The sequence below is a fragment of the Lactococcus allomyrinae genome, from assembly GCF_003627095.1.
Taxonomy (GTDB): Bacteria; Bacillota; Bacilli; order Lactobacillales; family Streptococcaceae; genus Lactococcus; species Lactococcus allomyrinae.
Window position 1 is genome coordinate 205182 of record NZ_CP032627.1, and the last position, 12649, is coordinate 217830.

Below are 12649 nucleotides of genomic sequence, written 5' to 3' on the forward strand. Positions count from 1 at the left end.
GTTTTTATATTTTATGCACAAAGGGGCACATATCATGAATAACACACAACTCATCGGACGCACAACCAAAGTAATTGAACTTCAAACATCACCAGCTGGAAAAAGTTACGCACGTTTTACTATTGCAGTCAATCGTCGTTTCAAAAATGCCAATGGGGAGCGTGAGGCTGACTTCATTCCTTGTATCATTTTTGGACAATCTGCGGAAATTTTTTCCAAATATGTTCAAAAAGGAGATTTAGTAGGAATTGATGGTGAATTGCGGACGAGTAATTACACTGATAAAGATGGCAATAAGCGCTTCAATATGGAAGTGATTGTCACAGCCTTTGATTTTTTGCCTTCGCATAATCAAAATGCTCAAGGAAATCAAAGTACACAACAGGGACAACAAAATCCTTCCGCTTATCAAGCACCACAAGCAAATAGTGGTCAAGCTTCTACGTATGATGACCCATTCTCAGGTGGTACTCCAATGGAAATCAATCCAGAAGATTTGCCATTCTAAAAACGATAAGTACGGTGTGGAACGGGGGAAAGAGAGAAACACGTAAAGTGTGGAAGGAATGAAACCCTGAGGTCAGTGCCTGTCAAGCTTGCTTGATATGGTAACACTTCACTTTACCTATCGTTATAATAAAAAACAAAATAAATAATGGTATTAGGAAACTAATACCTTGTGGTAGCCACGTAAATCCTTTTACGGGGTAAAAAGAAAGGAGGTATCTTTTATGACCTCACTTCTTTCTCGCATGGTATTAGTTGGGATGTTCAAATTTGTACTCACGGGTACGAAGGCGAAAGAAAAACCGCCGCCGTAAGGCGAAACGGTTTCTCTTGTGGTTAGTTAGACTACTGATTCAACTATTGGTCCAAGGACTGATAAGCAAATTGGTAAACTATCTGACCCCACTTCTCTAATATTATTATACCATGCGAGACCCGCAGACGCAAGTTTGCGTGGCTTTCAGAGGGTATTGTTTACTTTTCCAAGAAATAATCAGTTCAAAATAATGAAGAATTTGGACCTAATTAAAAAGAGAGTAGTAAATAATATGGAAAACATAGAAGCACTTTGTAACCATTTAGAGAATATGACAGTGACGGAAAGAAAAAAACTGTTTGAAAGACTTTCTCTTTATAAAAAAATTATTTTTCTAATTTGTTTGGGATTAATAATCCTTTTAATGAAAAGGAATAAAGAAGTTACAAAATAATAACTATAATAAAATTGCACCTAAACCCAATCGGGTATGGATAATTCCAACCCGAAAGGGTTGAGGAAGTAAATAAAATGACAAAAGAACTACTTGACCTTGCAAACACAGATAATTTGACAGCAAGCATTGTACGTCAATATATCACGGGTGGGGCACAAGCTTCCCCTGAAGAATTAGCATATCTGGTTACTATTGCAAAAAACATTAAAGCAAGTCCGTTTCTTAAAGAAATTTACTTTATTAAGTATGATGAGAAAACACCTGCTCAAATTGTAGTATCTCGTGATTTTTATAGAAAACGAGCACAAATGAATCCTCTATTTAAGGGGATTGAATCTGGTGTTATTGTGACAGACCTTGATGGAGAGCTTGCTTATCGTGATGGTGCGGTTAAATTACCAACAGACACCTTATTAGGCGGCTGGGCTAAAGTCTATGTCAAAGATTATGTTTCTCCTATCAAATCCTCTGTTATGTATGATGAATATGTACAGATGAAGGATGTTTGGGAAAATAATCGAAAGACAGGAGAGAAAGAGCCAAAAGCATTATGGGCATCTAAACCTTTAACAATGATTACTAAAGTTGCAGAGTCACAAGCTTTACGCTCAGCTTTTCCATCAGAATTTTCTGGTTCGTATGCCGAGGAAGAGATTCCAGAAGCTTCTGAACTGATTAATAAAGATAGAAAAGATGTCACGCCAGCACAAGGACAAATAGGAAATCCTGTTAATCAACAAGGGATGTATAAACAAACCTCAAGACAGGAAGTATTGGAAAAACAAAAAATGGAGAGCATTCAGAAAAAAGGGGAACGTCAACAAGCGCCAACTAATCAGTACGCACAACAAGGACTTTCCACTCAAAACGACCGCTATCCGGATGTTCGTTCCTCTCAACAAGGGAACGGACAAGCACAACAGTCCCAGCAACCACAATATACTGGAACACAAGTAAGTAACGAACAACAGGCTCAAAATAATGATGAATTTAACCCTAATCGTTTTGCTCGTGACCCTCAACAAAGTTCACAAAAAAATGAAACGTTCGTTAATGAACTTCAATTTTAGTTTATATTAGTACACCTAAACCCAATCGGGCATGGATAATTCCACCCCGAAAGGGTTGAAGAGGTAAATAAAATGAACGAAATTACACTTACTGGAGAATATAAAGCAATTTATCCAGAGAATAAAGAATATCAAAGTAGAGAGAGTTCTTTCTATTGGCATCTTACCAAAGAGGATAAAGAATTTCTTGATGTACTAGAGAATATTTTTAAACGCAAGGAAATAATTGAAAAATTTAAATCTGCTTTTGGAGATAATTTCCACTTTTATCATTCAGAATATAGCTTTACATATGATACCAATGAGGTAAATATCACATGCTTTTATAATGGGATGCGCGAACTTTCTTTACAAGAGAAGAAAGAAAAAGAAATTGCTGACGATAAGCAGATGGGGTCTTCTGAAAAGCTTGTACTGGCTCAAAATTTAACTGTACCCGCTTATTCAAAGAAAAGAGAACTTTTGTTTCGCGGAGAATCATTCAAAAAAAGAATTTGGGTAAATGATTGGATATTAAAATTTGATGTTACAGATAACTTGATTTTAAAAGAGACCGGATTAGTTAATTCAAAAACGGTTCCTGATATGATGGAGTATTTATCTTCTAAATTTCCCAACTAACTATATAAATTGAACTCTTAATTGAGTAGCAATCACTTAGTATGATTCATAATGCCGCTAAAATCGGGCATTAACTACCGCAAGGGATTTCATCACTCCCTTGCGGAATGGTGTGTTCCTACATTTATTAAAAATAAAGGAGACATTATGACTAACACTATTAAAACAAATCAAAATCTCAAAGAAACTTTTGCTGCGATTGCGAATAACGACTTAGACCGCATGGTTGCAGTTTATGAAAATGAACAAGTCAATCAAGCAGTACAAGCTTATCAAGCAAAAGTTCATGCAATTTCTAGCCAACTGGCTCATGTTGCTGAACTTTGTACAGGGTTGAAACAACGCTACTTTGGTTTAAAGGAATCTACGTTCACTCGCGCCTCTTATATGTCCGCAAAAGCTTCATTAAAGGTTTGTGCGAACGTGAAGAGAACTATCAAAAATACTCAGTTATTTTTAGTAGAAAGACGCTTTGAATTTGGATTTGAAGAAACAAAAGCAATGTTGAAACTTTTTGTACCATATCTTGAAGGACTTAAAATTTTAATTAAAGGCTATGTCCAAATGGTACAGAAGTATGAATTTGAACAAACACAAGCAGACTTGTTTTATTTACAAGCAAAGAATGTAGCACTTACTTAAAAGTTTGTGATGCATAACACTCAGGAGGGTGCAATATTCCCTTCTGGGGATACTGTATCTCTCCATTTTTTGAAAGGAAATATTAAAAAATGGCAGTAGAAATATACACAGCAGATGCAATCAACTTACTTTACTTGTATGAAAAAACAGGAGAATATGGCGATACCACGATTACCTTTGCGGAAATCAAAGATTACGTGGAGTATATCGCTAAAGTTCGTAAGATTGAAATAAAATCAGGAAAAGAAACAGAAGTTGATGTTGAACGTCCGCTCTCGATTCTATCCAGCACTTTCTCGAAAAATATAAAGCGAATAGACCTATAGAGGTAGCACAGGCTAATAAAGGTGTGGAAAAATCTAAACTTAGTATGACTATAGAAAATTTTTATATAGCACTTAACAAGATTTTGAAGCATGAAAAATTAGATGTTGATGAAGCGTTATTCTTTTTAGAAGAGACAAATGATGTTTTGAATAAAGAAAATATCTGGCAGTTTTTGGGACTCTCTGAAACGATGCTTGAAGAGACGGAACTTCCGTTTAATATGACTGATTCTATTTTTAAAGCACATAACCGCATTGGAAAAGTCTTTGCAGTTGAAAATGTACAAGAACTTTCACGATACAAACACGTTTGTTATGGTGCTCATGGAACCAAAAATGATAATGTTTTATCTATTTTATCCAATGGTTTTGTTTCATCTGACAAAGTTAAAGCCGTGGCATTTTCAGGTCAAATGTTCGGAGAAGGAGTCTATATGTGTCGCCTTTCTCAATTTTCTAAAGTTTTGAACTACATTTCTAGTCCCAGTACCTCAACTCCAAGTTATGCCTTTTTAATGAAAATTGGATATAACAAAAAAATTGATGTGACGTCTAGCAGAAGCGAAACTATACAACCTGGGGAATTAGTTCATGCTCATGATATTGGAATGTATTCAAGAGATGAATATGTTGTGGCGGATAGTTCTCAAATTGCTATTACGCATATTGTTGAAATTTTTGAGAAAAACAACTAAAAATATCACTTATCACTTGATAAGCCCAAGAGTTTTTAACTCTTTTTTATCATGGGATAAGACTTCTGCTTTAGCAGTTGGGGCTTTTATAATGGCATCTGCCAAAGAAAGGAGCCTCATGGCTAAACAGATTATTTATCCCACTAACGAAAATGAAATTCTCACTCAAAAAGTGAACTACACCAAAACAAAAGATGGTATCACAAACTGGAACTTTTGGACAGGTAATTCTTCTGATAGATTTGGGTTTTATCCCTCTTTAGTAAATCCTATTACTAAAATGGAAGCATTGCTTGATTATCGAAAGAAAATGCGTGTAGCTTATGAGAGAAGACTTACTGAACAACAAAAGAATGTTATCAATCCGATTGATAATCAACAACAACTGAAGCAATGGTTAGAAAAAGAGGGTGTAATAAAAGCAGCATCATACTTTGAATTTAAAGATTCATCAAGTAATTGGGTAGATTTGAAAGCTATTGCTCCTTATTATTATTCAGAAGCTGTTCTGTTTTTTGAAAATCTTTTTTTACCTCAATTAGATGCTTTAAATACATTATTTACCTTTACTGGAAGTTGGGAAGATGATTTGAAAAGATATGCTTTTGAGATGGAAAAGACGCGTATTGAAAATTCAATGTTGCATCTGAATTTAAAAAACAAACATTCAGATACTGCTTTTCTAAGTCACTCTATTATTAGAAAGGTAACGGCTGAAATTAATAAGGCTTATTATTCAACCATTGAAAATTTTAATGGTAATTCTAGGACAAAGCTAAACTTAGAAAATAGCACTTTGACAAACTTTGAAGGCTCAAATAATTTTACTTTGGTGAATTCTAAGTGGTGTGATACGGCATTTCAGCGTCACACTGGTGGTGAAAATAACGCTAACATCTTCTTGGAAAATGTATCGCTTATCAACTGTACGGTTAAATCAAATAATAAAATTAAATTCCGAGGAGAGGACGAGAATAATGTTCTCACCTTGAAAAATATAACAATTTTAGATTTTAGAGAAATTTCATATACTACAGATGAAGAAACAACATTGACTGCCGATATGGTAAAGAATAATAAAATAATCCTTTACTAATTTTACTTTTTAACACCCAAAGGGGGATAATCGTTCCCTTTGGGAAGTTATCTCCTTTTTACTTTAAAAGCTTGCGAGCAAAAATAAAATGGAGGAATACTGAAATGGCAAAAAATAAAAAGATAGTAAACGGACAGCTCTCGTTCTTTGACTTATTGGCAGGGTATGAACGTGAAGCAGTTGAAACACAAATCACTGTTCCCGAAATTAAAGGAATTACTGGAGAACTTTTTGATTGGCAAAAAGCACCCACTGATGCCTTAAAAGCTATTTTACTAGATAAGGAAAATGAAGATTATAAAAATCAACGTGCTTTCTTCATATTTGGTGAAGTTGGTGTCGGGAAAACTTATATCTCATGTTATATAGCAAAAGATTGGCAAGGAGAAGTAAAAATTATTGCGCCAATAGGAACACACAAAAATTGGAAATCTTGTTTAAAACTTTTTGGCGTTGAAAACGCTGAAATAGTTGAGACTATAGATTTTGATATTTTCACAACGATTGACCCAGAAAATTTATTAATTATTGTGGATGAAATTCATAATAATGTAAAAGATACAGAGTGGCTAAATTTGTATTCGTGCTTTGTAAAAGCAGGGGTAACCTTATTAGGATTGACAGGCACACCTTTTGAAAAGCAAATTAATGTATTTGCGAAAGCAGCATTAATCCTTTCAAATTTGGACGTCCCTCGATTAAAAGCCGGACAAGTGAAAAAATATTTATCACAAGTCGTTCCTTATCATGGTATATCCCTCTCTAAACCTGCTGAAAATATCCAGCCTCATTACATTACAAAGACGAAAGAAATTGCGATTGAAATGAGTTCGGAACAACGTGCGTTCTATGATTTTATGGTTGCACGTACTGGTAAATTGGATATTTCAAACTTTCAACTCGCAAAAGCGACTGATAATTTTGTGGATTTTGGAGATACCGAAACATTCTTTACTAAGCGAGATACAGGACGCTATTTTGTAGGGTATAAAGCAGAAGATAAATGCGAAAATCAAAAATTGGTAGCATTGAGAAAAGAAACTTTCACTTTATCTGGTAAGACTTTAGTCTATGTCAACACGAAAAAAGCCTTAGAATTCCTAGAAAAAGAAGGATTTGATACTTTAACGTTTGAGGATAAAGAAAAAACAGAAGAACTCATCCATCAACACTATGAAACCAAGGATATTCTTGTTGTTTGCACAACAGAGGTCAAAGAAGGGATAAATCTTGATGAAATAACCAACATTATTTGGTATCAAACTCCAAAAAATGCAGTAGATTTCACTCAATGCAACGGACGGATGCTTCGTGGTGTTCCAGAGAAAGATACTGTTAAAAATGTTATTCAGATTTTTTCTCATAACACGATTCAAGAAAAAGTGGCTAATCAATTAGCAGCTGTGGTTACAGGCAATAATATATCTATTGCTTCTGAATCTTCAGAAACATGGGAAACGCGTCTGGAAGCTTTCTTGAGAAATGTACAAAGTATGTAATAACACTAACCATAAAAGGAAAACAGCTTCTTTGGTGGTGTTTCTCTTTTATAAATTATTAAACTAACAATTATAAGGACATAAAAATAAAATGGGATATACAAATTATTTTACAACAACTAAAAAAGACTTTAATTCTGAATTTATTGCTTTAGCACGAAAGATTGTTGAACTATCTGACGTTTCTACTAAAGGCTGGGATGGAACGAAGAAGGCTGAGTTCAATCTTAAAACAATTTCCTTAAATGGGGATGCAAGCAATCAAGAAGATTTCGAGACGTTCGAGTTATCTAGGTTTGCTTATGATTTTCGAACAGATGACTACTATTTACCGTCTGAACTGAAGTTTGCATTTACAAAAACTGAAAGATTACCTTACAGTTTTAATGGTAAAGTCACAGATAGCGAATTCATTGCAGGAGCAAATTTATTCAATAATGCTCTGGACTATTTTAACATTGAAAAACTATCTATCGAAGAATGTGAAAACTTTGTAAAGCAGTAGGAAGAAAGTACAATCATGTTTAATCAATATACAACACAAAAAGGAATAACTGTTACTGAATTAGTTTCAGGGTCACTCTGGATTGTTAATAATGGAAAATTACAATTTAAGTTTACTAATATCATTGATTTTGTTCGGTATATGACAAAAGTGAAATGAATTTAAATTGGTAATCCCTCATGGGACTCACAGCGAGTGGCTGATTGTCCCGAGGGGGCGTTATCTCGAAAGGAGAGGCAAATGGTTACTGTTTATTCAAAAAACAACTGTATGCAATGCAGAATGGTTAAAAAATTTTTAACTGAACATGATGTTACTTTCAAAGAAATCAACGTAGATGAGAATCCTGAGTTTATTGCTCATTTAAAAGATGACCTTAATTTCATGGCAACCCCTGTTGTTGAAACTGAAAACATCGCTTTTTATGGTTTTGCGCCTGATAAGCTGAAAGCATTAGCAAACAATTAACAATTAAATATTGCTTCATAACGAAGCCGCCTTGCACAGGGTGTCATTGAACGTGCGTGCTAAAATATTAGCTCGTAAGTCCTGATTCCCGTGAGGAACAGGCTGAGTTTAGGAGAAATGTAATGAATGAATTGTCAGTTAAATTTATTCCCGCAAGTATTGAACTTGTTCAACAAAAAGAATTTGAGCAACAAATTATTGATATTGCTAATAAATATTCTAATTTGGTAGTGACTCAAGAAACATTGAAAGAATCTCGCGAAACACGGGCAGAATTGAACGGTGTGATAAAAGACTTAGAGTCTAAAAGAAAACAGGTCAAAGCTCATATCAATGAGCCTTACGAGGCTTTCGCAGGATGGCTTAAACAGGCAACACTTTCTTTAACAGATACAATTTCAAAGATTGATGCAGGAATTAAAGAATGCGAACGGAATACTCGTGAGCTTCGATTACAAATTCTTACAGCAAATCTTGAAAAAATTTGTGAAGATAAAGAATTGCAAATTAATGGGAAAGTTATGGATTCTCGCATCTTTGATGCAGAGCTATCAAAAATGGCTTTAGCTGTTAATTTTACAAAAGATATGAACTTGACTAAAGTGGCACGCGAAAAGCTTCAAGAATTAGTAGAAGTTGAATTTAATGCTAAAAAAGAATTAGCTTTGGCGACAGATTCAATCAATACAGTGGCTTTTAGCGTAAATCTTGAACCGCGTCCGTATCTTCAACTCTTTGTGCAGGGGAAACCTATTGCGGAAGTTTTGGTAATGATACAAAAGGATGCACAGGCAAAAGATGAACGTAGAAGGCTTGCGGAGCAAATACAGATTGAAAAAGCTGAAAAAGCCAAGCAAGCTGAGTTAGCAAAGCAAGAAGCGACACGGCAAGCAAAAGTGATGTCTTCTGCCGAGCCACCACATCAAAAGGTTATTGACCCATATCCAGCTCAACTCATTTTTTCGATTGACTTTGAAACTGTCGCACAAAAAGACTTCTTCAAATCAGTTATGGAAGATAATGGGTTTGAGTATGTGGTGAAATCTTTTGAATCGCGTAATCCGGAATACCTTAAAGTACTTGAACAGAAAAAAGCTCAGGAAAATAATTCTGTTGCATAATCTAATACACTGACCCAAAGGGCTGAAACATTACTCTTTGGAGTGGTGTCTCTCTTTATTAATTTTAAAGGTAAAGGAGAATAAAATGAATAAATCTGAGTTGGGAAACCTTCTAATCGAAGTAATTTCTCCCGCAGTTTCCACACAAATTTACATTACAACTTTCGATAATGACACCTGTCTCCATACTTGGAAGGAAGTCAAATGGAAAGGTGATTCATCCCAAGAATGGAATGAATTTCTAGAAGTTGAAGTGACCTTGAATGAAATCTATGAAAAATTTAGAAATACAGAGAGGTCTCAAACTATTGTTGTTGTTGTTGTAGATGGTGGACTTTCAGGGAAAATTTACCGTGAAGATAATGGGTTTTGGATGCAATATGCGGAAACTCACGGTTATGCTTAGGAGAAAAAAGATGATAATTTAAGAGTTCATCAAAATGGAAATGCTTATTCAATCAGAAGTAGTCATTCAAATATAGAAAGACTCATCAACTATATTCAGAGCATTAAAGTAGCGCATCGGTTTGATACATTGATTAGTACAGACTTTACGGAAGTTGAAAAAACTTTAGTATAGTGCTGGATTTAGATTTGAAAATTAACAAAAAATGCCAGATATGCTGATGAGCTGTTACAAAGGTAACACATAATGCTTCTAAAATCGGGCATTATACTAACAAACAATCCGTAAGGAAATTGTTATTTCCTTCGGGTATGATAATTTCCTTGGGAACGATTAAGGAGATTATCATGGAAACAACAAATAAATTGAACTATTCAGAAGTTATGGAAATAACGGATAAGGTACTGAAACGTAAACCTTGGGATACGGCTGAGCACTGTAATATCATACATGGGACAATTCTCTCAAAAGTTTTTGGAGAAGTCCTAGATGATATAAGTATTGAAGACTTTGACAGAATTGAACAAGCAGTTAACAAAAAAATATTGGAGTCGCTTGGTATCACTCATCAAACGAAAGAAGAAGCGTTAGCATCTGAACAGCGTATTATGGAATATTGGGGATGGGGAGATAACGTTAAAAATATTTTTAATGGTAAGCCTTATTCTGATAAAGATGGTTTTGGTTCGATTATTTCCAGATATAGAGCGGATTTTCCCTTTAAATCTGTAAGAGCAGAGAATGCTTTCGTCAGAAGTCAAACTAGAAATTTGATTCATCATTGGTATTTTATGCTCAAAGAATGCTTACCCGAAAAGTTTGAGTAGAACTATAAGATTACATCTCACCCTAGGGGACATTTTGACACCTTAGAGGTAGAGAAGTCAACTAGGATTTAAACACGCGCAGATGCGCTCTTAATTAAGCCTAGGAGGCACAACATGAAAACAACAACTTATATCGCATTATCAGTAGTATTTATCTTTGTAGCAGCTATCTTCTTTGCTCTTATGATAATCTTCAAGACCAATACGCTCTTTTTTGGAGCAGGTATCATTAGCGGAACGATTGTAGTTTTGTTTACAACCTTTGGCTATGCACTTATTGAAGAAGTCTAAGAAGGAGAGAAAAACTAAAAATGAGATTAACAAAAGCTGATAAATTGACACTTTCTAAATTTGGTTTTTACCAAAACGACCTGCTTACTATCGAAGATTTGGATTATACCTTTCAATATAAGGGAAAATCTGTTTCATTTGTAGAAGTAAAACGCATCGCAAGTGACCCAAAACAAAAATCACTTGGACGAGAAGCCCTTCTAGTTTCTCTTGCACGCAGTGCTTTTAAAGGTAGCGTACAATTTGGAATTAAAAAGGATATTGTCGTTACCTCTTGGAATAAGGAGTGGTTACAATGATTGAAAATCAAATAAAAGAAAAATTAATTGTAATACTTGCTAAACATGAAGAGGGTGTCCGTCAGATGATGGCAAAGGCAAGGGAACATCAAATTGAAAATTTAGATTTGTTTTTATCACTTGTGAGAGAAGCAAATCAACACATTATTAAATAACACTATTACTTCTCTGTTAGGATTTAATCTTTCCTACAGGGAAGACTAGATGCTTTCGGACTTTTAACAAGAAAGGAGCATCTACATGATGACTTTTAATGATAAAATCAATTGGCTAAAAAAATATTATCCTTACAAACTTTCACGCGCATGGTATGAAGAAAATCCTGTGAGGACTTGCGCTATTTATAGACGTGAGTATCACAAATGGTATCAAGGTCAAATTGACCGTATCACTGATGAAGTACGTGCAAAAAATGCTGAAAAAACTGAAGCACTTGTAAAGCGAAGTTTGGAGTTATTTGGGAAAAAGATTTCACAATTAACCCCAGAACAAAGACGTGTGATGTTTACTGAAGCGCTTGCATTAGCTCGATGCCAATAACGATGAAAGTAGGAAATAGAATGACAAAAACAAAAAAAGAATACCGTGGGTATCCATTAACAACTGAGCTAGAATTTGTTCTTGATAGTACGGTAATGAAGAAGAATTAGACTTTTTATACTCAGGTGAAATGAGTATAGAAGATAAAGTTACTTTATCTAAGCTACTTGATGCTGGTGTCTCTGCTGGTTACCTTGTCAAAACAAAAGATGGTTATGAAGCTGTCTAATTTAATAAAATAAAAAATAACTCTACAAGGAGCAAAATGAATTACTTTCTCCTTGTAGGGGGATGTAGTTTAAATTTTGTTCCTTTTTCATTTTAAAGGACAAAAGATATGACAAAGAAAAATTTACAAAACGTAGCGAAGAATGCTAAAATGTACGCACACAACGATTTGAAAGTCGTTCTCAATACATATAAACTCTCTTCCTTTACTGTAACAGAAAATGGATTTGGACAGTTCACAGGCAACTATTATGCTGTACTTGATTATCTTGGAGTTTCTGAAAAACGATTTATCAATCTCATTGCAGAATCCGAGAATGAAGAAAAGCAATTTAATCATCTCAAGAAAAAAATAGAACGCAAGTTGGGAATGTTAAATCACTCTCAACAAGATGATTTGATGACTCAATGGGTTAATTGGTCTAATGAGACACACGCTGACCCATGCGAATCACACAATAAACGTGTTTATATCAATCGTGATGATGAAGATTGGATGCCTATTGAAATGGAATTGGCGACTTTACAGAATTCTATGAAACTTATCAAACGCGAAGCAGTTGAACGTGCTTATTGCTTAGCAGCGCTTCATGTCTGCAAGCAAGAAAAGACACTTAGAGATTTAGCGTATGATTATGCTCTCAATTATGAATTGCTTTTGGAAGTCAACAATGACTTGTTCCAGCCAAAAGAAATTGAAGAAGACGAATTCTTTTGGAACTTCTTAAACTTAAACTAAATATCTATTATGACACCTCTATCTCTCTCTTAGAGGTGTTTTTATTTGATAGAAAG

Annotated in this window: 19 protein-coding genes; all 19 read left to right on the plus strand. The window is 34.6% G+C overall.

Going from position 1 to position 12649, the window contains the following annotated elements; all coding sequences use genetic code 11:
- Positions 1–34: 34 nt before the first annotated feature.
- On the plus strand, positions 35–508 hold the full coding sequence (locus tag D7I46_RS01040; protein WP_240424458.1) for a single-stranded DNA-binding protein: 474 nt from the start codon (positions 35–37) through the stop codon (positions 506–508).
- A 786-nt stretch (positions 509–1294) separates the two neighbouring features.
- Positions 1295–2290, plus strand: a complete 996-nt coding sequence (gene bet / locus D7I46_RS01050) for a phage recombination protein Bet (RefSeq protein ID WP_120771180.1) — start codon at positions 1295–1297, stop codon at positions 2288–2290.
- A gap of 72 nt (positions 2291–2362) precedes the next feature.
- A complete protein-coding gene (locus D7I46_RS01055; RefSeq protein WP_120771181.1) occupies positions 2363–2911 on the plus strand; it encodes a hypothetical protein in 549 nt (182 codons plus the stop codon).
- A gap of 147 nt (positions 2912–3058) precedes the next feature.
- The gene (locus D7I46_RS01060; protein WP_120771182.1) at positions 3059–3553 is read left to right on the plus strand and encodes a hypothetical protein; all 495 of its coding nucleotides are present in this window, start codon (positions 3059–3061) and stop codon (positions 3551–3553) included.
- An 89-nt stretch (positions 3554–3642) separates the two neighbouring features.
- On the plus strand, positions 3643–3879 hold the full coding sequence (locus tag D7I46_RS01065; protein WP_120771183.1) for a hypothetical protein: 237 nt from the start codon (positions 3643–3645) through the stop codon (positions 3877–3879).
- A gap of 44 nt (positions 3880–3923) precedes the next feature.
- Positions 3924–4574, plus strand: a complete 651-nt coding sequence (locus tag D7I46_RS01070) for a PARP domain-containing protein (RefSeq protein ID WP_120771184.1) — start codon at positions 3924–3926, stop codon at positions 4572–4574.
- Positions 4558–5670: a hypothetical protein gene (locus D7I46_RS01075; protein ID WP_162930793.1), complete on the plus strand. Its 1113-nt coding sequence runs from the start codon at positions 4558–4560 to the stop codon at positions 5668–5670. Before D7I46_RS01070 ends, D7I46_RS01075 begins: the two co-directional genes overlap by 17 nt.
- A gap of 104 nt (positions 5671–5774) precedes the next feature.
- Entirely contained in the window at positions 5775–7169 is a 1395-nt protein-coding gene (locus tag D7I46_RS01080) for a helicase-related protein (RefSeq protein ID WP_120771186.1), read from the plus strand.
- Positions 7170–7260: 91 nt separating this feature from the next.
- Entirely contained in the window at positions 7261–7674 is a 414-nt protein-coding gene (locus D7I46_RS01085; RefSeq protein ID WP_120771187.1) for a hypothetical protein, read from the plus strand.
- A 15-nt stretch (positions 7675–7689) separates the two neighbouring features.
- Entirely contained in the window at positions 7690–7833 is a 144-nt protein-coding gene (locus D7I46_RS13170; protein ID WP_162930794.1) for a hypothetical protein, read from the plus strand.
- An 81-nt stretch (positions 7834–7914) separates the two neighbouring features.
- The gene (gene nrdH / locus D7I46_RS01090) at positions 7915–8142 is read left to right on the plus strand and encodes a glutaredoxin-like protein NrdH (RefSeq protein WP_120771188.1); all 228 of its coding nucleotides are present in this window, start codon (positions 7915–7917) and stop codon (positions 8140–8142) included.
- Positions 8143–8264: 122 nt separating this feature from the next.
- Positions 8265–9263: a DUF1351 domain-containing protein gene (locus D7I46_RS01095; protein WP_120771189.1), complete on the plus strand. Its 999-nt coding sequence runs from the start codon at positions 8265–8267 to the stop codon at positions 9261–9263.
- An 85-nt stretch (positions 9264–9348) separates the two neighbouring features.
- Positions 9349–9669 (plus strand): hypothetical protein, encoded by a 321-nt coding sequence (locus D7I46_RS01100; protein WP_120771190.1) that lies wholly within the window; start codon positions 9349–9351, stop codon positions 9667–9669.
- Positions 9670–10016: 347 nt separating this feature from the next.
- Positions 10017–10496, plus strand: a complete 480-nt coding sequence (locus tag D7I46_RS01105; protein WP_120771191.1) for a hypothetical protein — start codon at positions 10017–10019, stop codon at positions 10494–10496.
- Positions 10497–10610: 114 nt separating this feature from the next.
- Positions 10611–10787, plus strand: coding sequence for a hypothetical protein (locus D7I46_RS13175; protein ID WP_162930795.1), 177 nt, complete (start codon positions 10611–10613; stop codon positions 10785–10787).
- Between the two features lie 20 nt (positions 10788–10807).
- Positions 10808–11086 carry a hypothetical protein gene (locus tag D7I46_RS01110; protein WP_120771192.1) on the plus strand — a complete coding sequence of 93 codons (279 nt, stop codon included), beginning with the start codon at positions 10808–10810 and terminating at the stop codon, positions 11084–11086.
- Positions 11083–11241 (plus strand): hypothetical protein, encoded by a 159-nt coding sequence (locus D7I46_RS13180; protein WP_162930796.1) that lies wholly within the window; start codon positions 11083–11085, stop codon positions 11239–11241. The genes D7I46_RS01110 and D7I46_RS13180 overlap by 4 nt, the downstream gene beginning before the upstream one ends.
- Positions 11242–11326: 85 nt before the next feature.
- Positions 11327–11626 (plus strand): hypothetical protein, encoded by a 300-nt coding sequence (locus D7I46_RS01115; RefSeq protein WP_120771193.1) that lies wholly within the window; start codon positions 11327–11329, stop codon positions 11624–11626.
- A gap of 337 nt (positions 11627–11963) precedes the next feature.
- Positions 11964–12593, plus strand: a complete 630-nt coding sequence (locus D7I46_RS01120; RefSeq protein ID WP_120771194.1) for a hypothetical protein — start codon at positions 11964–11966, stop codon at positions 12591–12593.
- Positions 12594–12649: the final 56 nt, after the last annotated feature.